Source organism: Pseudomonas sp. TH21, from assembly GCF_016651025.1.
Lineage (GTDB): Bacteria > Pseudomonadota > Gammaproteobacteria > Pseudomonadales > Pseudomonadaceae > Aquipseudomonas > Aquipseudomonas aylmerensis.
This window is the reverse complement of record NZ_JAEKEQ010000001.1, coordinates 1,548,222-1,570,161: the sequence shown is the minus strand read 5'-3', so window position 1 is coordinate 1,570,161 and position 21,940 is coordinate 1,548,222. Positions and strand designations below refer to the sequence as shown.

Annotated in this window: 20 protein-coding genes; 9 read left to right on the top strand and 11 right to left on the bottom strand. The window is 63.5% G+C overall.

Annotated elements, in window-relative coordinates; translation table 11 throughout:
* Positions 1 to 351: 351 nt before the first annotated feature.
* From JFU04_RS07000 to JFU04_RS06980, 5 genes are all read right to left on the bottom strand, one after another.
* Complete coding sequence (locus JFU04_RS07000; protein ID WP_106804837.1) at positions 352 to 1,284, bottom strand: D-2-hydroxyacid dehydrogenase; 933 nt, start codon at positions 1,282 to 1,284, stop codon at positions 352 to 354.
* A 108-nt stretch (positions 1,285 to 1,392) separates the two neighbouring features.
* The gene (locus tag JFU04_RS06995; protein ID WP_065902086.1) at positions 1,393 to 1,686 is read right to left on the bottom strand and encodes a YcgL domain-containing protein; all 294 of its coding nucleotides are present in this window, start codon (positions 1,684 to 1,686) and stop codon (positions 1,393 to 1,395) included.
* Entirely contained in the window at positions 1,683 to 2,816 is a 1,134-nt protein-coding gene (rnd, locus tag JFU04_RS06990) for a ribonuclease D (RefSeq protein ID WP_065902088.1), read from the bottom strand. Before rnd ends, JFU04_RS06995 begins: the two co-directional genes overlap by 4 nt.
* Positions 2,817 to 2,938: 122 nt before the next feature.
* Positions 2,939 to 3,538 carry a class I SAM-dependent methyltransferase gene (locus JFU04_RS06985; RefSeq protein ID WP_065902090.1) on the bottom strand — a complete coding sequence of 200 codons (600 nt, stop codon included), beginning with the start codon at positions 3,536 to 3,538 and terminating at the stop codon, positions 2,939 to 2,941.
* 506 nt (positions 3,539 to 4,044) lie between these two features.
* On the bottom strand, positions 4,045 to 5,415 hold the full coding sequence (locus tag JFU04_RS06980; RefSeq protein ID WP_065902092.1) for a glutamine synthetase family protein: 1,371 nt from the start codon (positions 5,413 to 5,415) through the stop codon (positions 4,045 to 4,047).
* 369 nt (positions 5,416 to 5,784) lie between these two features.
* Here JFU04_RS06980 and JFU04_RS06975 point away from each other — a divergent pair, with 369 nt between their 5' ends.
* Positions 5,785 to 6,558, top strand: a complete 774-nt coding sequence (locus tag JFU04_RS06975) for a transporter substrate-binding domain-containing protein (protein ID WP_201143728.1) — start codon at positions 5,785 to 5,787, stop codon at positions 6,556 to 6,558.
* A gap of 50 nt (positions 6,559 to 6,608) precedes the next feature.
* Complete coding sequence (locus JFU04_RS06970) at positions 6,609 to 7,448, top strand: cache domain-containing protein (protein ID WP_201143727.1); 840 nt, start codon at positions 6,609 to 6,611, stop codon at positions 7,446 to 7,448.
* 63 nt (positions 7,449 to 7,511) lie between these two features.
* Here the strand turns inward: JFU04_RS06970 and JFU04_RS06965 are convergent, their stop codons facing one another.
* Positions 7,512 to 9,029, bottom strand: a complete 1,518-nt coding sequence (locus JFU04_RS06965; protein WP_065902098.1) for an MDR family MFS transporter — start codon at positions 9,027 to 9,029, stop codon at positions 7,512 to 7,514.
* A gap of 67 nt (positions 9,030 to 9,096) precedes the next feature.
* Entirely contained in the window at positions 9,097 to 10,281 is a 1,185-nt protein-coding gene (gene pobA, locus JFU04_RS06960) for a 4-hydroxybenzoate 3-monooxygenase (protein ID WP_201146323.1), read from the bottom strand.
* Between the two features lie 189 nt (positions 10,282 to 10,470).
* On the opposite strand from pobA, the gene JFU04_RS06955 reads away from it, so the two are divergent.
* Complete coding sequence (locus JFU04_RS06955) at positions 10,471 to 11,355, top strand: helix-turn-helix domain-containing protein (protein WP_120447879.1); 885 nt, start codon at positions 10,471 to 10,473, stop codon at positions 11,353 to 11,355.
* A gap of 9 nt (positions 11,356 to 11,364) precedes the next feature.
* Here the strand turns inward: JFU04_RS06955 and JFU04_RS06950 are convergent, their stop codons facing one another.
* Together JFU04_RS06950 and JFU04_RS06945 are read right to left on the bottom strand one after the other, a co-directional pair.
* The gene (locus tag JFU04_RS06950; protein WP_162844255.1) at positions 11,365 to 11,541 is read right to left on the bottom strand and encodes a hypothetical protein; all 177 of its coding nucleotides are present in this window, start codon (positions 11,539 to 11,541) and stop codon (positions 11,365 to 11,367) included.
* Between the two features lie 90 nt (positions 11,542 to 11,631).
* On the bottom strand, positions 11,632 to 12,546 hold the full coding sequence (locus JFU04_RS06945) for a LysR family transcriptional regulator (protein ID WP_065902103.1): 915 nt from the start codon (positions 12,544 to 12,546) through the stop codon (positions 11,632 to 11,634).
* A 104-nt stretch (positions 12,547 to 12,650) separates the two neighbouring features.
* Here JFU04_RS06945 and JFU04_RS06940 point away from each other — a divergent pair, with 104 nt between their 5' ends.
* Both JFU04_RS06940 and JFU04_RS06935 read left to right on the top strand, forming a co-directional pair.
* Complete coding sequence (locus JFU04_RS06940; protein WP_201143726.1) at positions 12,651 to 13,517, top strand: MBL fold metallo-hydrolase; 867 nt, start codon at positions 12,651 to 12,653, stop codon at positions 13,515 to 13,517.
* A gap of 34 nt (positions 13,518 to 13,551) precedes the next feature.
* Positions 13,552 to 14,166: an NAD(P)-dependent oxidoreductase gene (locus JFU04_RS06935; protein WP_201143725.1), complete on the top strand. Its 615-nt coding sequence runs from the start codon at positions 13,552 to 13,554 to the stop codon at positions 14,164 to 14,166.
* Positions 14,167 to 15,030: 864 nt separating this feature from the next.
* On the opposite strand, the gene JFU04_RS06930 is transcribed toward JFU04_RS06935, so the two are convergent.
* Positions 15,031 to 15,909 carry a LysR substrate-binding domain-containing protein gene (locus tag JFU04_RS06930; RefSeq protein WP_201143724.1) on the bottom strand — a complete coding sequence of 293 codons (879 nt, stop codon included), beginning with the start codon at positions 15,907 to 15,909 and terminating at the stop codon, positions 15,031 to 15,033.
* Between the two features lie 111 nt (positions 15,910 to 16,020).
* On the opposite strand from JFU04_RS06930, the gene JFU04_RS06925 reads away from it, so the two are divergent.
* From JFU04_RS06925 to JFU04_RS06910, 4 genes are all read left to right on the top strand, one after another.
* Positions 16,021 to 17,646: a 5-guanidino-2-oxopentanoate decarboxylase gene (locus tag JFU04_RS06925; RefSeq protein WP_201143723.1), complete on the top strand. Its 1,626-nt coding sequence runs from the start codon at positions 16,021 to 16,023 to the stop codon at positions 17,644 to 17,646.
* Positions 17,643 to 19,085, top strand: coding sequence for an aldehyde dehydrogenase family protein (locus JFU04_RS06920; RefSeq protein WP_201143722.1), 1,443 nt, complete (start codon positions 17,643 to 17,645; stop codon positions 19,083 to 19,085). Before JFU04_RS06925 ends, JFU04_RS06920 begins: the two co-directional genes overlap by 4 nt.
* Before the next feature lie 215 nt (positions 19,086 to 19,300).
* Entirely contained in the window at positions 19,301 to 20,488 is a 1,188-nt protein-coding gene (locus tag JFU04_RS06915) for a cyanate transporter (protein WP_201143721.1), read from the top strand.
* Positions 20,489 to 20,625: 137 nt separating this feature from the next.
* Positions 20,626 to 21,561, top strand: a complete 936-nt coding sequence (locus tag JFU04_RS06910; RefSeq protein ID WP_120447874.1) for a LysR family transcriptional regulator — start codon at positions 20,626 to 20,628, stop codon at positions 21,559 to 21,561.
* 15 nt (positions 21,562 to 21,576) lie between these two features.
* Here JFU04_RS06910 and JFU04_RS06905 read toward each other — a convergent pair whose 3' ends face one another.
* Complete coding sequence (locus JFU04_RS06905) at positions 21,577 to 21,939, bottom strand: 5-carboxymethyl-2-hydroxymuconate Delta-isomerase (protein ID WP_065899374.1); 363 nt, start codon at positions 21,937 to 21,939, stop codon at positions 21,577 to 21,579.
* Position 21,940 lies beyond the last annotated feature (1 nt).

The following is a 21,940-nucleotide window of genomic DNA, read 5'->3' as shown; positions in this document are numbered from 1 at the left end:
GGTCAAGACGCGGGGGCGATCAGCTCATTGAACGCCGCCCGCAGTTCGGCGACTTGCCGGTCATACACGCGCTTGACCACCGGCACCATGAACTCCCCAGGCATGCCATTCAAGTCCACCGGATACAGCTTGTTTGGCCGCCAAGGCGGCGTCGGTCGGAGCCGGTACTCCCCGGCTGGAAAACGCCAAGGCTGGCGTATTGAAAGAGGAAGGGGTGAGCGTGGTCATGGGCGAACCTGTCCTTAGTCATATGAATATCCTTAAAGGGCGCGACCTTGCGCCCTTTGCGGTCACTGGGTGGGAGTGCCCGCGAAGAAGGTTCCATCTTGACTGTCAGGTTGTGTGTCGCCGTCAGTAACCGCGCTCGAAATCCACTTCTCCGCGCAGGGCTTGCTTGGCCTGAAACGCGCGCACGTTCTGCACAAACAACTCGACCATCATCGACGGCGAGGTCGGTGCGGAACTGTGCCCGGTCAGCAACAGGCCCCACGCCGTCCAGAACGGATGGCGCTGCGGCAGCGGTTCCTGGCGGCACACATCGATCACCGCGCCGGCCAGGTGGCCTTCCTTCAAGGCCTCGACCAGGTCGGCATCGACCACGGCCACGCCGCGCCCGACGTTGATAAACAGCCCGGTCGGCTTGAATTGCTTGAACAGCGCCGCGTCATACAGGTCGTGGGTGTTCGGCGTGTTGGGCAGCAGGTTGATCACATAATCCGCCTCGCCCACCAGCCGACCGAGCTGATCGAGCCCGGCCACTTCGATAAACGGCGCCTGTTCCCGCGCGGTGCTGGCGATGCCGTACACCTTGACGCCAAACGGCACGAGAAACTCCGCCACGCTCTGGCCGATATCGCCGGTACCGACGATCAGCGCCGTACGCCCCGCCAGGCTCTGGCCCATGCGGTTGTCCCATTTGCGCTCGACCTGGCTGACCAGCCGCGCGAGCACTTCGCGCTCGTGGCCGAGCATGTAGGTGAGGACAAACTCAGCCATGACCTGGCCAAAGATGCCGACCGCACGGGTCAGGCGATAATCGCGTGGCAAGCCGTCGGCCAGCAGCGGCGTGATGCCCGCCCAGGTCGATTGCAGCCATTGCGGTTGATGGCCCTGGCGCAACAACGTCGCCAGCAGGTCAGGTTGGCCGAGCCATACCGGGCAATCGGCGGCCAGGCGCGACAGTTCGGCCGAGTCGCCGCTGGTCAGCACCTCAAGGTCCGGTGCCGCTTCGCCCAGCAACCGGGCGTACAGAGGGTGATCCTGTTCAGCAATCAGAACACGCATGCTTCAAACCTTTCAAAAACAGTGCAGACGGCCGCCCGCATCCCTTGCGGCCAGCGCCCGATAATACGATTCCATGGATGAATGTGCCCTGAACAGGGCACCCACCGATCACACCGGGTCGTTGCGTCGCAGCAGCTCTTCGGGCAAGTGCTCGATGTACTCGTCCTCGGCCGGCGGCATTTGCAGGTGGTAGCCCTGCTTTTCGAGGTTTTCCAGCACCACGGTGATGTCTTCGCGCGACAGCTTGCGCTCCGGCGTCAGTACCATGTCAAACGCGTGATGGGCCTTGCCGAAGGCTTCCATCAACGGTTCCGGCACGCGCTCCAGGGCATCGCTTTTCAGTACATAGAGATACATTTCGTTGCGTTTCAAGCTGCGATAGATGGAGCAGATACGTTTCAAGGCTGTTCTCCGGCAGTGGCCAGGCTGTCGAGCAGCGCCTGGCCCATCAACTCGCGGCGCCAGCCACGCAGCGAGTCTGGCAATTGGTAAGGCCCATCGGGATAGCCACTTTTGACCAGGGCTTCGAGGGTTTTCTTGCGCAGCATCAGCTCGGGCGCCATGTCGAGGCGCTCGGCGAAGGTCTGGCCAAGGGCACGCAGTTGCTTGATCAGCGCGGCGGCGTCCACCGGCAGCGGTTCAGCAACGGCCGGTGGCCATTGGTCCATGGGCACGCTGCCGGCACGCTTGATCAGGTCCAGCAGGAACTGGCCGTCCTGTCGCACGGTACGCGGGTGCATGTCTTCGATCTTGCCCAGCGCGGCGAGGTTATCCGGCTGGGATTTGGCCAGGGGCCACAGCGAGTGTTCGCGAATGATGCGGTTGCGCGGCAAGTCACGCGCACGCGCCTGCTGTTCGCGCCAGGCGCACAGCTCACGCAAGACGGCGAGCTGGGCACGCGAGAGTTTCCACGCCAGCTTGGCGTCGCGGTACACCTCGTACGGGTCGACTTCGCGGCGCAGGTTGGCGACCAGCTCGGCGCCGTCCTCCAGGACCCAGGCGTACTTGTCGTCGGAAAGCTGCGGACGCAGGCGTGTATAGACTTCGGCCAGGTGCACCGCGTCTTCGGCGGCGTAGCTGATTTGCGTCTCCGACAATGGCCGCTGCAGCCAGTCGGAGCGGGTCTCGCCCTTGGGCAGCTCGATATCGAGCACGGCCTGCACCAGGCGCGAATAGCCCATGGAGAAACCAAGGTTCAGGTAGGCCGCCGCCAATTGGGTGTCGAACAACGGCACCGGCAGGCTGCCAGTCAGGCGCAGCAGCACTTCGAGGTCTTCGCTGCAGGCGTGCACCACCTTGATCACCGCTGGGTTTTCCAGCAAGGCGGCCAAAGGTTGCCAGTTGTCGATGGTCAGGGGGTCGATCAGGTAAGCGCGAACGCCATCACCGATCTGGATCAGCCCGGCAATGGGATAAAAGGTGTCGACCCGCATGAATTCGGTGTCGAGGGCGACGAATGGCAACTGCTGCCATTCGGCGCAATGCTGGCCGAGGCTATCGTTGTCGCAGATCCAGTGAATATCGATGGCCACACGGCTCTCCCTTGAAGAATGGCGCGCAGTATATATCGCGAAAGGGACTTGCGAGCATTCGCAGTGCACAGGCGTCCATGAAAACTCAGACAAGAGATGAAGAATAGTCCGACAGGCGGGACTTATCCTCTCTTACGCAGAACGTAGACCCGCCACAGGTGGGAGCCAGGCATGAATTCCTGGTGATGCAGGATTTTGAAGCCGGCTTGGCGAAACTCCTCTTCCACCGGGGTGCGCGACGGCACCGACACAATCACCGTGTCACGGCTGACCCGGTGAAACTCGCGCAACAACGCCAGGCGCCCTTCACTGCTGGGCACATGACGAAATAATTCCAGGCAAAAAATGCAATCCACCGCGTTGGCCGACAAGCCGACGGAAAACGCCGAGCCCTGAAACGTCTTGACCCGCTTGAGCAACGACGCCGGGTGGTGGGTGCGGGCGTGGTCGAGCATGGCCTGGGAGTTGTCCGACGCCAGGATCACCCGGTTGACGTGTTCCGCCAACACCGGCCAGAACCGCCCCGAGCCGCAGGCCAGGTCCAGCACCAGCCCCGGTTCGCCGGCGACTTTCAGCGCCTGGCGCACCAGCCACTCATCGCGCCACGACGCCAGGCGCCGCCGCAGCCCTGGCGGACGTGTATCGCCGCAGACCCTGGCGTGCTCACGGTCACAGCGCTCGGCGTATTCAATCTCGATGGAAGAAGGCGGTTGTGGCGACATCACAGGCTCATGTGAGTTAAACGGTAGTGAACGACCTTGATTCGCAGCTTAACCACCGGAACGTGAAAAAAAAGTTGAAACGCGTGACGGGGGTGTTGCTGGGGAAGGATGTAGTGATCTCTGTGGCAAGTGAGCTTGTTGTGGTGAGCAGGCTTGTTGTGAACAGCAGGTTTGGTTGAGCAGACTTATTGTGGGCAGCAGGCTTGGTTGAGCAGACTTGTTGTGGACAGCAGGCTTGGTTGAGCAGGCTTGTTGTGGGCAGCAGGCTTGGTTGAGCAGGTTTGTTGTGGAGAGCAGGCTAAGTTGAGCAGGCTTATTGTGGCGAGCGGGCTTGCCCCGCGTTGGGCGGCGAAGCCGCCCCAAAACCAGTCAACTGGTTATGCCTGACACACTGCGGGGGCCTTAGGAAGGGGCGGCTTCGCCGCCCAACGCGGGGCAAGCCCGCTCGCCACAACAAGCCCGCTCACCACAAAAGCAACGCTGCGCTCATCCCAACCAGCCAAGCATCAGGCCTGATGCAGGTACCACCGCCAGTCCTGCTCGCCCACCTCCCCCATGAACTGGCGATATTCGGCACGTTTCACCGCCAGGTACACGCCGAGGAATTCACTGCCAAACGCCTCGCGCGCCCAGCTCGAACCTTCCAGTGCACGCAGGGTGGTGAGCCAGTCGGTCGGCAGCAGCTCCTTGGCCTGGGCATAACCATTGCCTTCCACGGGTGCGCCGGGGTCGCGTTGTTCGCGAATGCCACGGTGGATGCCGGCGAGGATCGCGGCCGCCGCCAGGTAGGGGTTGGCGTCGGCGCCGCAGATGCGGTGTTCGATGTGCCGCGAATAGGCCGGGCCACCGGGCACGCGCAGGCTCACGGTGCGGTTGTCGACGCCCCAGGTGGCGGCGAGCGGCGCGTAGCTGTTGGTCTGGAAGCGGCGATAGGAGTTGGCATTGGGGCAGAACATCAGCAACGAGTCGAGCAAGGTGCTGAGCATGCCGCCCACCGCCTGGCGCAGCAGCGGCGTGCCGTCGGCGGCCTCGCTGGCAAACAGGTTGTTGCCCTCGGCGTCCGCCAGGCTGACGTGCATATGCATGCCGGTGCCCGCCAGGTCGTCGAACGGCTTGGCCATGAAGCAGGCGCTCATCCCGTGTTTATGCGCCACGCCCTTGACCAGGCGCTTGTAGCGCACCGCCTCGTCCATCGCCTGCAGGGCATCGGCGCGATGCTCGAGGGTGATCTCCACCTGGCCCGGGGCGTATTCGGAAATCGCCGTGCGCGCCGGGATGCCTTGCAGTTTGCAAGCGCTGTACAGGTCCGCCAGGAACGGCTCGATCTGCTCAAGCTCACGCAAGCCGTACACCTGGGTCGAACGCGGGCGGCCCCCGTCGCTGTCCCGTGCCGGTTGAGGGCGGCCGTGGCTGTCGGGCTTCTGGTCGAGCAGATAAAACTCCAGCTCCGCTGCCATCACCGGGTAATACCCGTCGGCATTCAGCCCCGCAATCACCTTGGCGAGCAGATGCCGCGGGTCGGCCACGGTGGCGGGCAAGCCCTCGGTGGGGTGCATGCTGACCTGCACGGCGGCGGTCGGGATCAGGCGCCACGGCATGCGCTGCAAACTGCCGCTGATCGGGTAGGCGCGGCAGTCGATGTCGCCGACCTCCCACACCAGCCCGGAATTTTCCACGTCATCGCCATTGATGGTCAGGCCGAGGATCGTGCTGGGCAACGGCCGGCCGCTGGCATACACCGCCAGCAGTTCGTCGCGGTGCAGCAACTTGCCGCGTGGCACGCCGTTGTTGTCGAGGATAAACAGCTCGAACATCTCGATGTCCGGGTGCTGCTCAAGGAAAGCTTGGGCTTCGTGCAGGCTGGCAAAAACACTCATGGGAAATCTCATACGTTTGCGTCAGGCAGGCGCGCAGGCGCCGCCGGGCAGATGCGCACAGGTGCGCGTCATCCGTGAGGTGGATCAACGTAGGAGAAAGCTATCTGGTGGGCGCGCATGTCGGCAGTGAAACAGCGCCCAGAAGGCCAGTGCGGACGGCAGTGTCGCGGGGTGAGCGTCGGGGCAGCCGTCCATGCGGGAATCACACTGAGGAAGATGCCGGACAGCGTCACATGCCCGCATAGGCGATTAAATTCAGGGTTGGCGGAGTTTGGTTGCAACTTGGCTAAACATTCGACGGCCCTTGCTACCTGGCCATTCGCCTGGAAATAATGACCGCCCCCGATCATGCCCCAAGGACTCGATCGCATGAAAACAACAATAACCTTATGCGTACTGGCGAGCCTCGCCACCTCGGCCCTGGCCGACACCGCGCCGTCGCGCCTTGATGAGGTGCTGCAGCGCGGCACGCTCACCGTGTGCACCACGGGCGACTACAAACCCTATACCTCGCTGCGCGCCGATGGCGGCTACGAAGGCATCGACATTGCCATGGCCGAATCCCTGGCCAAGAGCCTCAACGCCAGGATCCAGTGGGTGCCGACCACCTGGAAAAGCCTGATGCCGGATTTCCTCGCCCAGCGCTGCGACATCGCCGTGGGCGGTATTTCGGTGTCTCTTGAGCGTCAGAAAAAGGCCTTCTTCAGCCAGGCTCTCGGCGTCGATGGCAAGATCCCGCTGGTGCGCTGCGCGGATGTGCAGCGCTATCAGACCGTCGAGCAGATCAACCAGCCACAGGTACGGGTGATCGAACCGGCGGGCGGCACCAACGAAGTGTTTGCCCGCGCGCACCTCGGCCAGGCCAACATCCGCCTGCATGACAACGTGACCATTTTCGACGAGCTGCTGGCAGGCAAGGCCGACGTGATGATCACCGACGCCAGCGAAGCGCGTTACCAGCAGAAGCTCAAGCCTGGGCTGTGCGCGGTCAACCCGGAACGGCAGATGCAGTACAGCGAAAAAGCCTTCCTGCTGCCCCGCGACGATGTGGCCTGGAAAAGCTATGTCGACCAATGGTTGCACCTGAGCGTGGCCACCGGGGTGTATGCCGGTATTGTCGATCAATGGCTGGCGGCGCCTTGAGCCACAGGCGTCTACGCTCTTGTCACACCAACAATAATGAGGGACGGAACATGAAGGGACTGCTCCGCATCACCGCGCTGCTGCTGTTGTGTTTCAGCCAGGTGCACGCCGCGACGACTCAGGACGAGGACGCCCAGGCCGCCAAGGCACTGCTGCAAAAAGCCCTGGCCTACTACCAGAGCAACGGCGACAAGGCGTTTGCCGCGTTCAGCCGCCAGGGCGAGTTTGTCGACCATGATCGCTATGTGTTCGTGGTCGACACCCAGGGCGTACTGCTGGCCAGCGGCGGCCCCTCCTCGGCCTTGATCGGACGCAATGTCTCTGAAGTGCTCGGCCCGGATCTGCGCCAGTCGTTCAAGGACGCGCTCAAGGTCTCGCAGGACCAAGGTATCCAGCAGGCCGACTACCGCTGGCAGAACTGGAACGATGGCAAGGTCGAGCACAAGCACGTGTTTTATCAGCGCGTCGGCGAACGCATCCTGGCGGTCGGCTACTACCTGCCGCGCGCCACCCCGGAACAGGCACGGGCGCTGCGCAACAAGGCGGTGAATGCACTGCTCAAGGATGAGGCCGGCACGCTCAAGGCGATCAACGCCTTGCAGGGCGGTTTCCTGCAGGATGACCTCTATGTGTTCGTAGTCGACCTCAATACCCGGCGCTACGTGGCCCATGGCACCAACCTGCGCCTGCTCAACACCGACTTCAGCAAGATCAAGGACCCCGACGGCAAGCCGGTAGGCGAGCCGATCCTCAAGCTGATGGCCGAGCAGGACCAGGGTGAATACAAATATCGCTGGAAGAACCCGGTGACCGACAAGGTCGAGAATAAACATGCGTATGTGCGCAAGGCCGGGCATTTCATGGTGGCGGTCGGGTACTACAGCCCTTGAGGTTGACCTTGTAGCAGCCCGGCTTGCCGGCGATGGGGGTCGGCAAGCCAGGCGCCTAGTGGGTCAGCGCGCCTTGTCTTCACGGCCGCGCAGTACCCGGTTCGGCATCGCGATCGCCGCCGCCAGCCCCAACAGCGACACCGCCGCACTGACCATCAGCAAATGCCGGAAGGTCACCGCCAACTCCCCGCGCAGGGCATCCTGCGCCGGGCCCGGGGCGGCGTTGAGGCCATCGAGCAGCACGTTGCCGGAACTGCCTTCGGCCACCAGCGCACCGCTGGCCAGGTGGGCGAAGCTGGAATCCTGCAACAGCGCCAGCAACAGCGCCGACATGCACGCCACGCCCACCGCCCCGCCCAATGAACGGAACAGGTTGGTGGTGCTGGTGGCCACGCCGATATCACGCTGCTCCACCGAATTCTGCGACCCCACCAGCGACGTAGGGAACTGCATGCCGGCGGCAATCCCGCACAGCAGCATGAACACGCCGGTCAGCAGCACCGCCTGGGGCGCGCTGTAGGCCATGCCGAGGATCGCCAGCGGGCTCAACAGCGCGCCGCTGAGGATCATCGGCTTGTAGCGCCCGGTCACCGAGGTCATGCGCCCGGCGGAATACGCGCCGATGGGCAGTCCAATGGCGAGAGGCAACAGGTGCAAGGCCGCGCTGTCGGCGCCAGCGCCGGTTACCGTCTGAAAGCGCAAAGGCATCAGCACGGTCAGGGAAATCGCCTGGAAGCTGGTGAAAAACACCGTGCACCAACACAGCACCGCGCTGCGGTTGGCAAACAGGTGCATCGGCAGCAGCGGCTCGCGGGCACGGCGTTCATGCCAGACAAACGCGGTCAGCGCCACCAGCGCACACGCGAGCAGGCCCAGCACTGCATCGTCACGCCAATGATGGCCCTGGCCGATTTCGGTGATGCCCAGCAGCAAGGCGGTCAAGCCGATGATCATCAGCACGGTGCCGAGGTAGTCGATGACCGGCTTGCGCTGCGGCACCGGCAACCCCACCAGGGTGCGATGGGCCACGTACCAGGCACCGGCGCCCAATGGCAGGTTGATCAGGAACACCCAGCGCCACGACAGGTACTCGGTCATGTAGCCGCCCAGTACCGGCCCGGCCACGCTGGCCACCGCATACATGCTGCTGAAGTAGCCCTGATAACGCCCGCGCTCACGGGGCGGGATGATGTCGCCGATGATCGCCTGGCTCACCGAGATCATGCCGCCGGCGCCGATGCCCTGGAGAATCCGCGCCAGCACCAGTTGCTCCATGCTTTGCGCCATGCCACAGAACAGCGAGGCCAGGGTGAACAGGCCCATGCCGATCAACATCATCGGCCGCCGCCCGTACAGGTCGCCAAGCTTGCCGTAGATCGGCACCGCCACCGTCATCGCCACCATGTAGCCGGAGATCACCCAGGCCAGCAGGTTGACGTCGTGGAACTGCGCGGAAATGGCCGGCATGGACACCGCGACAATGGTCTGGTCCAGGGCACCGAGGAAGATCGCCATCATCAAGGCGGCAAGCACACTGCGCACGGCAGGGACAGGTTGGGCGGGCTGATTCAGGTTGGTCACGGCAGAACCTTCGAGCAGGGCCCGCGGGAAAGGGAGGGCCCGCGGGAATGCTCGATACGATAGCAGGCTACTCGATAGCTTCGTAAGGAAGCCCGACGTAATTTTCTGCAATGGTTTTACGCCCCGCCTCGGAGCTGATGAAGTACGCCAGCTCACTCTCGGCAATGCGCTGGCTGAAGCCGTCCGCCTCGGGAAACTGATGCAGCATCGAGGTCATCCACCACGAGAACCGCTCGGCCTTCCACACGCGCCGCAGGCAAATCGCCGAGTAGCGCTCCAGCAAGTCCACCCGCCCCTCGCGATACACCTTGAGCAAGATCCGAAACAACGTGCTCACGTCGCTGGCCGCCAGGTTCAAGCCCTTGGCCCCGGTAGGCGGCACGATATGCGCCGCATCGCCAAGCAGGAACAGGCGCCCGTACTGCATTGGCTCCACCACGAAGCTGCGCAGCGGCGCGATGCTTTTTTCGATGGATGGGCCGGTCACCAGCTGATCGGCCAGCTGGCTGGGCAGACGGGTTTTCAGTTCGTCCCAGAAACGCGCGTCCGACCACTCTTCCAGCGGTGTTTCGACCGGCACCTGCAGGTAGTAACGACTGCGCGTCGGCGACCGCATGCTGCACAGGGCAAAGCCCCGCGCATGCTTGGCGTAGACCAGTTCGTCGTGCACCGGCGGGGTGTCGGCGAGGATGCCCAGCCAGCCGAAGGGATAGACCCGCTCGAAGACCTGCAACGCCTCGGCCGGGATCGACTGGCGGGCGATACCGTGGAAACCGTCGCAGCCGGCGATGTAGTCGCACTCCAGGCGAAACGCCTCGCCCTGGTGCTCGAAGGTCAGCCACGGTCGATCACTTTTCATGGCGTGGGGCTGTACGGCGCGCGCCTCGTAAAACGTCGTGGCACCGGCTGCGGCGCGCGCGGCCATGAGGTCGCGGGTGACTTCGGTCTGGCCGTAGATCATCACCGACTGGCCGCCGGTCAGGACCTTGAGGTCGATGTGGGTGAGTTGGCCATTCAGCGCCAGTTCGAAGCCATCATGCACCAGGCCCTCGCTGTCCATGCGCTGGCTGACGCCGGCCTCGCGCAGCAGGTCGACCATGCCCTGCTCCAGCACCCCGGCGCGGATGCGCCCTTGCACGTAATCGGCGCTCTGGCGTTCTATGATCAGGGTCTGGATGCCCGCATTGTGCAGCAGCTGGCCGAGCAGCAGTCCGGAAGGACCGGCGCCGATAATGGCGACTTGGGTTTTCAGCGTTTTCATTATTGTTATGGCCCACAGGTTCCACCCGAACGGATCAAGTGAAAGAGTTGTCATTGGTTTTGTTGCTGACATTTTTCACTTGAGTGCGCAGCATAAGAAGGTGAAAACTGAGACAAAGCCTGTGCTTTCCGCCAATCGGGGCGATTACCGCACCACTCTTCTGAGTATCGGATTGAAACCATGACCAAAACCGCGATTCCGGTCTTCAAGCTTTACGGGGAAAGCCAGCAATGGCCGACTCCCGATTTGTTGCACTGTGAAACCATTTCCCGGCGCAGTCGGGAATACCAGTGGGAAATCCAACCCCACCGGCACGCGGATCTGTGCCAGTTGCTCTACGTGCACAAAGGCCAGGCACAGTTGGAAATCGAAGGGCAGCGCACCACCCTCAACGAAGCGACGCTGCAGGTGCTGCCACCGCTGTGCGTGCACGGGTTTCGATTTGCCGAGGATGTCGAAGGCTATATCGTGACCCTGGCGGCGCCGCTGGTCAGCCATTTGCAGGCGCAACTGGGCACGACGGTCGACGGTCTGCACGCGCTTGGCAGCTACCGGGCGGGCAACGACAGCGATTACCTCAACAGCCTGTTCACCCGCCTGCAGGAGGAATACGCCGATGCGCAGCCGGCTCGCGACATGCTCATGCACGCGCTGGTCAGCGTGCTGCTGGTGTGGATCAGCCGCCAGGCCATCCAGCGCCGCCACCCACGGGCCCCACGCGGACGTGAATATTTCCGGCGCTTTACACAGTTGGTTGAACAGCATTATCGCGAACACCCGAAGATCGAAGACCTGGCCCACAAGCTGGGGATCTCGGTCTCACACCTGAACGGCACTTGTCGGGAATTGGGTGGGCAACCTGCGCTGCAGATCATGCACGACCGCCAATTGCTGGAGGCCAAGCGCCTGCTGACCTACACCAGCATGACCATCAATGAAATGTCAGAAGTCCTGGGATTTTCCGACCCGACCAACTTCTCGCGGCTGTTCCGCCGCCGTGTCGGGTTTTCACCCAAGGCGTTTCGCGAACAGCTCAAGACCGAAACACCGCCGACATCACTGTAGGTGCAAGCTTCAGCGCAACGCGCTGAAACTGCCGGTGTGGGGCACGCATTGATCCTGATGGCAACTGATCGCAAAGGTCGGCTGCATTCGGGTTTGCTCCACACGGTAGGCGGCAGTGCCATACAGCCCGGTCGCCAGGGCGCAGAGGAAGAAAATCATCAGGTATTTTCGGGTTTTGATGCTCATGGCACAGACCTCTGAACGGATCTACAGGGTGCTGTTTAAAGCATAGGTCAGCTGCGGTGAGTTGCCATTATCGGGCGCCATTCAACACATTTATGTCGACTGCAGGCCGATGTCCCACTCCGGCTCTTCCGGAAACCTCAACACCAGGAAATCCAGCAGGCTGCGCAGCGCCGACGGCATGTGTTTGCGCGAGGCGTACACCGCATAGATATTCATCTGCCGGGGCTCGGCCTCTGGCAGCAACCGCACCAGTTCGCCACGACGGATATGCTCGCCGGCCTGATAACTGGGGAGCATCGCCACCCCGGCGCTGGCCAGCGTCACGCGCAACAGCGTACTGGCCTCGTTGGCGGTGATGTTGCCGTGCACCGGCACCGACACGTGCTCGCCGCGTTCTTCAAAGTGCCACAGGCTTTTGCCGAAATACGAGTGGGTCAGGCAATTGTGCCGGGCCAGGTCTTCGACTTTCTGCGGTGCCGGATGCTCCCGCAGATAAGCCGGCGTGGCGCACACCACCGAGCGACAGACGGTGAGGCGCCGCGCAATCAGATTGGGATCCAGGTCGTTGCTGGTGCGGATGGCCAGGTCGATACGCTCGTCCACCAGGTTCACCGTGCGGTCGAGCATCTGCAGGTCGACGGTGACCAGGGGATAGCGCCTGACGTATTCGGCAATGGCATCGGCCAATTGCGCCTGGCCGAACGAGGTGCTGACACTCAGTCGCAGCAGGCCGCGTGGGGCGTCATCGGGCTCGCTGACGGCGGCCTGCATGTCGCCGCACAGCTCCAGCAATTGCCGACAGCGCGGCAGGGTTTCACCGCCGGCCGCCGTGAGGCTCAGTTTCCGCGTGGTGCGGTGCAACAGGCGCGCGCCCACCCAGTCCTCCAGCTCCGCCAGGTAGCGCGACACCACCGGGCGCGACAGGTCCAGATGGTCGGCGGCGGCGGACTGGCTGCCCAAATCCACCACCGTGACAAACACGCGCATTGCTTGAAGACGATCCATGATTTGCCCGATTTCAGAAACAAACTATGTCCCAGCATCGCATTTTTAGTTGCGTTTGGTGCAACTAAGCTCTGTGCATCCTTTACTCACTGCCGGATTGCCCGATGCTCTCGACCCTCAAGCGCTTGACCCTGACCGCCGCCGCCCTGGCCTTCGCCGCCAACGCTGCGGCAGCCGACCTGACACTCGACGTCTACAATCCCGGTGAGGCCGCGATCTTCCCGGTCAGCTCGGTGCTGGTCAGCGGCACCCGTGACGCCATCCTGGTGGACGCGCAATTCGGCAAGGGCCAGGCCGAGCAGTTGGTGCAAAAAATTCGCGCCAGCGGCAAACACCTGACCACCCTCTACATCAGCCACGGCGACCCGGACTACTACTTCGGCCTCGACACCCTGACCGCCGCGTTCCCCGACGCCAAGGTGCTGGCGCCGCAGCCGGTGGTCGACCATATCAACGCCACCGTGGCCGCCAAGCTAGCGTTCTGGGGACCGAAAATGGGCGCCGACCAGCCGGCGAAAACCATCGTGCCGCAGGTCCTCGAAGGCCACAGCCTGACGCTGGAGGGGCAGACCCTGGAGGTAATCGGCCTGGACAGCGCACAGCCGGATCGCAGCTTCGTGTGGATCCCGTCGATCAAGGCCGTGATCGGTGGCGTGGTCGTTGCCGAGAACATTCACCTGTGGATGGCCGACACCCAGGGGGCGCAGTCGCACCAGGACTGGCTGGCGACCCTGCAACGCATCGAGCAGTTGAAACCGCGCACCGTCATTCCCGGTCACTACCTGGGCACGCCATCGCCGGCTTCGGTCAAATTTACCGCTGACTACATCAAGGCCTTCGACGTGGAAACCGCCAAGGCCAAGGACTCTGCCACCCTGATTGCAGCGATGAAAAAACGTTACCCCGCCCTCGCTGACGAAAGCTCGCTGGAACTGAGCGCCAAAGTCGCCAAGGGCGAAATGAAGTGGTGAAGTGTTTTAAACCCTAACCGTACTGGAGAACGTCATGAGCAAGATCGCAATCATTGGGGCTACCGGCCGTGCTGGCAGCCAATTGCTGGAAGAAGCCCTGCGTCGCGGGCATAGCGTGGTCGCCATTGCGCGTAACACCGACACGCTGCCCAAGCGCGACGGCGTCACCGTCAAGCAGGTCGATGCACTCGACGCGCCCGCCCTGGAGCAGGCCGTCAGTGGCAGTGATGTGGTGATCAGTGCGGCGCACTTCGCCACCCTCCCCGCTGCTGCCGTGATCGGCCCGGTGAAAAAAGCCGGGGTCAAGCGCCTGCTGGTGGTCGGCGGCGCCGGTTCGCTGTTGCTGCCGGACGGCGGCAGGGTGATCGACAGCGAAGGTTTCCCGGCTGAATACAAAGCCGAAGCCAGCGCCGGCGCTGAGTTTCTCGACGTGCTGCGTCAGGAAAAGGACCTGGACTGGACCTTCCTGTCGCCCTCGGCGGAATTCGTGGAAACCGAACGCACCGGCAAATTCCGCCTGGGCCAGGACAACCTGCTGGTAAGCAGCGCCGGCCGCAGCTGGATCAGCTTTGCCGACTACGCCATCGCCTTGATCGACGAAGTAGAAACCCCCAAGCATTCGCGCCAGCGCTTCACTGTCGGCTACTGACTCACCGAGAGCGGGCTTGCTCGTGAAGGCGGTGGGTCAGTTGGAACAGCGTCGACTGACACACCGCCTTCGCGGGCAAGCCCGCTCCCACAGGGGGGAATGCGTCGTCCATGGCTGCGGTGCACGGCCTGACTATTCCGGCCACGCCGCGACACCCCAAGCCTCACACCGACTAAAAATGTGGGAGCGGGCTTGCTCGCGAAAGCGGTGGTTCAGTTGAAACATCATCGACTGACACACCGCTTTCGCGAGCAAGCCCGCTCCCACAGTGGGGGAGGCGTTGTCCATGCCTGCGGTGCACGGCCGGACTATTCCAGCCACACCGCCACACCCCAAGCCTCACACCGACTAAAAATGTGGGAGCGGGCTTGCTCGCGAAAGCGGTGGTTCAGTTGAATCATCGTCGACTGACACACCGCTTTCGCGAGCAAGCCCGCTCCCACAGGGGGATGCGTCGTCCATGCCTGCTGTGCTCGGCCGGACTATTCCGGCCACGCCGCCAGATCCCAAGCCTCACACCGAACAAAAATGTGGGAGCGGGCTTGCTCGCGAAAGCGGTGGTTCAGTTGGAACATAGTCGACTGACACACCGCTTTCGCGGGCAAGCCCGCTCCCACAGTGGGGGATGCGTCGTCCATGCCTGCGGTGCACGGCCTGACTATTCCGGCCACGCCGCCAGATCCCAAGCCTCACACCGAACAAAAATGTGGGAGCGGGCTTGCTCGCGAAAGCGGTGGTTCAGTTGAATCATCGTCGACTGACACACCGCTTTCGCGAGCAAGCCCGCGAAGGCTGCCTGCCAGTCACCGAAAACATCCCCTGAACCACCGCCCTTACGCACAAACCCACCACCCCATTCGCTCCTCAGCACTCCGCCTGTTGTGCCTGGCCCACCAGCCACTCCATCAGCGCTTCAAGCCCGGCAGACGGGGCTGTCCCCGGCGGGTACACGAGGTAATAGCCCATCCCCGTCGGCACCCTCAGCTCAAACGGTGTCGCCAAGCGACCGGCCTTCAAATCCTCGCCAATCAACGCGCTGTCGCCAATCGCCACGCCGGAGCCTTGTGACGCCACGGTCATCGCCAGGTCCAGGGTTTCAAAATGATGCCCCTGGGCCAGATTGCTCAGGCGCGTATTCGCAGCCTGCAGCCACAACGCCCAATCGCGCTCATCGCGCGTGGGGTGCAGCAAGACCTGCTGCTGCAGGTCCGAAGGCGTGAGCAATGTGCCGAGCAACCCCGGCGCACACACGGGGGTGAGTTGTTCATCGAACAAATGCCGGGCCTCGGCCGACTGTTCGGCAATGGGCGCGTAGATCACCGCCGCGTCGAAGGCCTCGCGACGAAAGTCGACGGTGTAGGCCACGGTGGTGGTGAGTTCCACCGGCACATCCGGGCGCTCCCGTTGCCACTGCATCAGGCGCGGCAACAGCCAGCGCATCACGCAGGTAGAGGCCTTGAGTTGCAGGGTCTCGCGCCGGCTGCCGATCTGCTCCACCGCCTCTGCGATCAGGCCGAACACCTGTTGCGCGCGCAGCGACCATTCACGCCCTTCCTCGGTCAGGCTCAAGCCGCGGGCCTGGCGCTGGAACAAGGCATAGCCCAGGTGACTTTCAAGCCCGGCAATCTGCCGGCTCACCGCGCCCTGGGTGATGTGCAGCTGCTCGGCGGCGCGGGTGAAGTTGCAGCACTGGGCCGTGACCCAGAAGGTGTGCAGCGCAGGCAGGGGCGGAAGGCGTTTCATCGGGGCGCAGCCATGACGTGAGGACATGGCTAGTATGACTTTTTATCGATTGTTGCCGCTACGGGCCAGCCGGTCCAATACCGCCTCGAATCAATAACAAGAGCGACATCTATGGCGACCTGCGGCGAAGTATTGGTCAACCTCCTGGAAAGCTACGGTGTGGACCAGGTGTTCGGCATCCCCGGCGTGCATACCGTGGAGCTGTATCGCGGCCTGGCACGGTCCAGCATCCGCCACGTCACCCCGCGCCACGAACAGGGCGCCGGCTTCATGGCCGACGGTTACGCGCGCACCAGCGGCAAGCCGGGCGTGTGTTTCATCATCACCGGCCCGGGCATGACCAATATCACCACGGCCATGGGCCAGGCCTACGCCGACTCGATCCCGATGCTGGTGATTTCCAGCGTGCAATCGCGCAGCCAGTTGGGGGGCGGGCGCGGCAAGTTGCACGAGTTGCCGAACCAGGGCGCGATGATCGCCGGCGTGGCCGCCTTCTCGCACACGCTGATGTCGGCGGCGGAGTTGCCCGGCGTCCTGGCGCGCGCGTTTGCGGTGTTCCAGGCCGGTCGGCCACGTCCGGTGCATATCGAGATCCCGCTGGATGTGCTGGTGGAAAACGCCGACGCGTTGCTGGGCTGCGAGCCGGTCAGCGTGGCGCGTGCCGGTGCAGCGCCAGCGGCCGTCAAGCAGATGAGCCAGTTGCTCGCAGCGGCCAAGCGGCCGTTGATCCTCGCCGGCGGGGGCGCGATTGATGCGGCTCCCGAGTTGACGCGTCTGGCCGAATGGCTCGGCGCACCAGTGGCCCTGACCATCAACGCCAAAGGCATGCTTCCCGCCGCGCACCCGCTGCTGATCGGCTCGACCCAGACCCTGGTCGCCACCCGCGCGCTGGTCGCCGAGGCCGACGTGGTGCTGGCGATTGGCACCGAGCTGGCTGAAACCGACTACGACGTGACCTTCGCCGGCGGCTTTGAAATTCCCGGTGCGCTGCTGCGCGTCGATATCGATCCGGACCAGACCGTGCGCAACTACCCGCCACAGGTGGCGCTGGTGGCCGACGCGCAGATCGCCTCCGAAGCCTTGCTGGCCGAACTGAGCCACCAGCCGTTACCCCACCGCGATCCACAGTGGGGGACTGAACGCGTCGCCCGCCTGTGGGCAGACCTTGCGCCCACCTGGGACGCCGCCACCCGCGCGCAGACCCTGTTCCTCAACACGGTGCTGGAGGCCCTGCCCGGCGCCGTGCTGGTGGGCGACTCCACCCAGCCGGTGTACAGCGGCAACCTGACCCTGAACCTCGACCACCCACGCCGCTGGTTCAATTCCTCCACCGGCTACGGCACCCTCGGCTACGCCCTCCCCGCTGCGATCGGCGCCTGGCTCGGGCGTGGCGACGGGCAGCCGGTGGTGTGCCTGATCGGCGACGGCGGGTTGCAATTCACCCTGCCGGAACTGGCCAGTGCAGTCGAGGCGCGTACGCCCATCATCGTCCTGCTGTGGAATAACCAGGGCTACGAAGAGATCAAGAAATACATGCTCAACCGCGCCATCGAGCCCGTCGGTGTGGACATCTATACCCCGGACTTCATCGGCGTGGCCAAGGCGCTCGGCAGCGCGGCCGAAAGCGTGCACAGCCCCGACCTTTTACGCCGCGCCTTGCGCGTCGCCGCTGACCGCCAGGGGCCGACGCTGATTGAAATCGACCAGGGTCTTTGGATGAAGGAGGTAGCGCTATGAGCGCAGTCGTGAACGGTGTGTATATCAACGGTGCGTGGCGAGCTGGCGAGACGGCGCTGGAGGTGATCAACCCGGCCACCGAAGCCACCCTCGCGCAGGTCAGCGTTGGCGATGCGAATGCCGTGACCGAGGCGGTCGATGCTGCCAGCGCGGCCTTTGTCGAGTGGTCGAAAAGCACCGGCCGTGATCGCGGCGCGCTGCTGCGCAAGGTTGCCCAAGGGGTGAGCGAGCAGCGCGAACAGCTGATGCACGTGCAGTCGAGCAACAACGGCAAGCCGCTGTTTGAAGCGGGCATCGATGTGGATGACGTGATCGCCACCTTCGAGTATTACGCGGGTGTCTGCGACGCCATGGACGCCAGCCAGGACGCCTCGGTGGCGCTGCCCTGCGAAGATTTCAGCGCCCGCCTGCGCCGCGAACCGTGCGGCGTGGTGGGGCTGATCGTGCCGTGGAATTTCCCCATGGTGACCACCGCCTGGAAACTCGCCCCGGCCCTCGCCGCCGGTTGCTGCGTGGTGCTCAAGCCCTCGGAGGTCACGCCGCTGGCGGAGCTGCAATTGGCGCGCATCATTGCCGAGGCCGGTTTTCCGGCGGGCGTCTTCAACCTGGTCTGCGGCACCGGGCTGGCGGTGGGCGCACCGCTGGCGGCGGACCGTCGCGTGGCGAAGATCTCCTTCACCGGCAGCAACGCCGTCGGGGTGCAGGTGATGCAACGCGCCGCCGAAACCATCAAGGGCGTGAGCCTGGAATTGGGCGGTAAATCATCGCTGCTGGTGCTCGCCGATGCCGACCTCGACCTGGCGGTGGAACTGGCGTGTGGCGGTGGTTTTTTCAACGCTGGGCAAATGTGCTCGGCCACCAGCCGGGTGCTGGTGGCGGACAGCCTGGCGGATGAATTCCTGCAGCGCTTGCAGGCACGGGCGGAGGCGATCCGCGTGGCGGACCCGTTTGCCGAAGATGTGGAAATGGGCGCGCTGATCAACCGCACGCAGTACCAGCGGGTGCTCGGGCATATCCAGCGAGGCATTGAGCAGGGCGCGCGTTTGTTGTGTGGTGGCGCGCGTCCGGCAGACCTGCCCAACGGCTTTTTCATCCGCCCCACGGTGTTCACCGACGTGCCGCTGGACAGCGCCTTGTGGAACGAAGAAATCTTCGGCCCGGTGCTGTGCGTACGCCGCTTTGCCAGCGAGGACGAAGCCATCGCGCTGGCCAACGCGAGTGACTTCGGCCTGGTCGCGAGCGTGGTCAGCCGCGATGCAGAAACGGCTGAGCGCGTGGCCAATGGTTTGCAGGCAGGCATGGTGTGGATCAACGCCCCGCAAGTGATCTTCCCGCAGACGGCGTGGGGCGGTTACAAGCAGAGCAGCATCGGCCGCGAGCTGGGGCCGTGGGGGCTGGCGGCGTTTCAGGAGATCAAGCACGTGATTAGATCGGTCTGATACCGCGCCCCCTGCAGGCGCTGGCTTGCCGGCGATAGCACTCTTTCAGTTGCAGCAGGCTTGACTGATAGACCGCCATCGCCGGCCAGCCAGCTCCGCACTTTGCCCGTGGTGCTGCAGTCATCTGGATTTTTTAGATAAGCCTAGCGACTTTCTCATTTGCCCCCCTCTCCCGTACATGGCCTGATTCGCCCTTGTTCATTCAAGGCCTGCCCATGGAAAACGTACACGCAAAACCCACCACCGCCGTCTTGCTGATGATCAGCGTGGTACTGGTCGCTTTGAACCTGCGCCCGTCGATGGCCGCCGTTGGCCCGTTGCTGTCATCGATTCGCGGTGACGTGCCGTTGAGTTTCAGCAGTGCGGCTTTGCTGACCATGTTGCCGGTCATGGCCATGGGCCTGGCGATGTTCTTTGGCATGGGCCTGGCCAAGCGGGTGGGCGAGCACCGCAGCATTGTGCTGTCGCTGCTGGTGATTGGCCTGGCGACGCTGTCGCGATTGTGGCTGGATTCGGCCTTGGAGTTGATCGTCAGCGCGGTTGCCGCCGGTGTCGGCATTGCGCTGATCCAGGCAGTGATGCCGGCGCTGATCAAGTCGCGCTTCAGCGATAACGTGTCGCTGTTCATGGGACTGTATGTGACCGCCATCATGGGCGGCGCGGCGCTGGCGGCTGCGTTCGCGCCGTTCGTGCAGGTGCAGACCGGCAGCTGGCGCATCGGCCTGGCGATCTGGGCCGCGCTGGCCCTGCTCGCCCTGGTGTTCTGGTATGCCCAGCGCGCGGCAGTGCCGCCGATGCCCCAGGCCGGCACGGGCGCGCAGGAATCGTTTTTCGGCAATCGACGCGCCTGGCTGCTGGCGATCTTTTTCGGCCTCGGCACCGCGTCCTACACCTGCGTGCTGGCGTGGCTGGCGCCGTACTACGTGGAGCTGGGCTGGAGCGAACAGAACGCCGGGTTGCTGCTGGGGTTCCTGACCGCCATGGAAGTGGTATCCGGGCTGGTCACCCCGGCCATCGCCAACCGTCGCCAGGATAAACGCGGCGTGGTCGCGGTGCTGCTGGTGCTGATCATCCTGGGATTCTGCGGCCTGATCCTCAGCCCTCATCATTTGAGCCTGCTGTGGCCATGCCTGCTGGGCCTGGGCATCGGCGGCCTGTTTCCGATGAGCCTGATCCTCTCGCTCGACCACCTGGACAACCCGCGCCGCGCCGGTGGCCTCACCGCCTTTGTGCAAGGCATCGGCTACCTGATCGCTGGCCTGTCGCCACTGATTGCCGGGATGATCCGCGACCAACTCGGCAGCTTTGAATGGGCCTGGTGGTCGCTCACCGCCGTGATCGTGGTGATGCTGGTGATCGTCACGCGCTTCAACCCACGGCATTACGCGCGGCATATCCGCTGAGGTCGTATTGCCAAAAGTATTTGTCCCACTCCAAACATAGAAACGCCCTACAGCACTTTCTATTGGCACGTCCGTTCCGTTAAGCTTTTGCACGGTTTTGTACTGACTTCGGTGCACCGGGCTTACGGACGGAATGGATGCTAAACAGTAACTTGCTCAGAAAGCTCGATATGCAGGACTTGATGGTGTTCATCGCCGTCTACGACCAGAGCAGCGTTACCGAGGTGTCAGAAACGCTGTTCGTCAGCCAGTCCACTGTCAGCTACAGCCTGAAGAAATTGCGCACCAGCTTCGAAGATGAGCTTTTTATCAACACGCGGGCGGGTATGCGTCCTACGTACAAGGCCAGCACCATGTACGGCCATGTGCAGAAAATCCTCGAAAGCATCAACCTGTGCCACGCCGGTGGCCAGGCGTTCGACCCCACCCAGAAGGCCGTGACTTTCAACGTCTGCGCGCCGGAATACTTCGAACAGCTGATCCTGCCGCGCCTGCTGAAGAACTTCGACCGCGCCGACCTGCCGGTGATCGTCAATGTGCAGAAGCTGGAAACCGATATTCCCGCCGACGACCTGCGCGAAGGCCGCCTCGACCTGGTGGTCTGCTTCGGCCCGCACTTTCACCGCGCCCACAAGGATTTCAAGACCCAGATGCTGCTGGAGGACGACCTGGTGTGCGTCTTCGACAAACGCGCGACGCCCCGCGAGCCGGCCCTCAGCCTGCAATCCTTCACGGCACGGCGCCACGTGTTCCCGACGCCGTGGACCTCCGACACCAACATGATCGATGGCTGGCTTTCGCGCCAGGCCCACAAGCGCCAAGTGGTCGCGCGGGCCAACAGCTACAGCGCCGCCCTGAAGATGATTGCCGGCACCGACTTCGTCGTCACCCTGCCGCGTCGCGTGCAGAAGCTGCTGGCACCGGCCACGCTGTATGGGCATTGCGAAGCGCCCAACGGCTTGCCGGGCTTCACCCTGGACATGCAGTGGAATGAAAGCAGTCAACAGGACAGCGCCAATACCTGGTTTCGGGAACAGGTGGTTAAGGTCTGCGCCGATCAGGGCTTGTTATAGCGGCTGCTGGGAAGGTCAGCCGATCGCGGCCTTGCTGTAGGAATCGCGATCCATGTCGACCAACTGCACACTCAGTTGCACCTGCAGCCCTTCTGGCCAGTCGCCCAGATCCTGCAACGCCGCCAACAGGCTCTGCGACAACTGCTGCTTGACCTGCGGTGAGCGCCCACTGAGCAACGACAGCTTCACCGCGATGAAACCGCGCGGGCCGAGGGAGGTGCCGACCTGGAAACTCTCGACCTTCACCGCGCGGCTCTTGATATCGAACTCGGAAGCGAACTGCCCGGACACCATCAGCACATTGTTCAGCCGCAGCAAGGTTTTCTCGACGGCCAGGCCTGTGAGGTTCGCGGTGTATTCCAGGTGCAGGTGCGGCATG

Coding starts and splice junctions, on each gene's coding strand:
- JFU04_RS06925 (WP_201143723.1), top strand. CDS start 16,021: ATGGCGACCTGCGGCGAAGTATTGGTCAACCTCCTGGAAAGCTACGGT.
- JFU04_RS06980 (WP_065902092.1), bottom strand. CDS start 5,415: ATGAGTGTTTTTGCCAGCCTGCACGAAGCCCAAGCTTTCCTTGAGCAG.
- JFU04_RS06915 (WP_201143721.1), top strand. CDS start 19,301: ATGGAAAACGTACACGCAAAACCCACCACCGCCGTCTTGCTGATGATC.
- JFU04_RS06920 (WP_201143722.1), top strand. CDS start 17,643: ATGAGCGCAGTCGTGAACGGTGTGTATATCAACGGTGCGTGGCGAGCT.
- JFU04_RS07000 (WP_106804837.1), bottom strand. CDS start 1,284: ATGCGTGTTCTGATTGCTGAACAGGATCACCCTCTGTACGCCCGGTTG.
- JFU04_RS06955 (WP_120447879.1), top strand. CDS start 10,471: ATGACCAAAACCGCGATTCCGGTCTTCAAGCTTTACGGGGAAAGCCAG.
- JFU04_RS06975 (WP_201143728.1), top strand. CDS start 5,785: ATGAAAACAACAATAACCTTATGCGTACTGGCGAGCCTCGCCACCTCG.
- JFU04_RS06935 (WP_201143725.1), top strand. CDS start 13,552: ATGAGCAAGATCGCAATCATTGGGGCTACCGGCCGTGCTGGCAGCCAA.
- JFU04_RS06940 (WP_201143726.1), top strand. CDS start 12,651: ATGCTCTCGACCCTCAAGCGCTTGACCCTGACCGCCGCCGCCCTGGCC.
- JFU04_RS06950 (WP_162844255.1), bottom strand. CDS start 11,541: ATGAGCATCAAAACCCGAAAATACCTGATGATTTTCTTCCTCTGCGCC.
- JFU04_RS06985 (WP_065902090.1), bottom strand. CDS start 3,538: ATGTCGCCACAACCGCCTTCTTCCATCGAGATTGAATACGCCGAGCGC.
- JFU04_RS06970 (WP_201143727.1), top strand. CDS start 6,609: ATGAAGGGACTGCTCCGCATCACCGCGCTGCTGCTGTTGTGTTTCAGC.
- JFU04_RS06910 (WP_120447874.1), top strand. CDS start 20,626: ATGCTAAACAGTAACTTGCTCAGAAAGCTCGATATGCAGGACTTGATG.
- JFU04_RS06945 (WP_065902103.1), bottom strand. CDS start 12,546: ATGGATCGTCTTCAAGCAATGCGCGTGTTTGTCACGGTGGTGGATTTG.
- JFU04_RS06930 (WP_201143724.1), bottom strand. CDS start 15,909: ATGAAACGCCTTCCGCCCCTGCCTGCGCTGCACACCTTCTGGGTCACG.
- JFU04_RS06905 (WP_065899374.1), bottom strand. CDS start 21,939: ATGCCGCACCTGCACCTGGAATACACCGCGAACCTCACAGGCCTGGCC.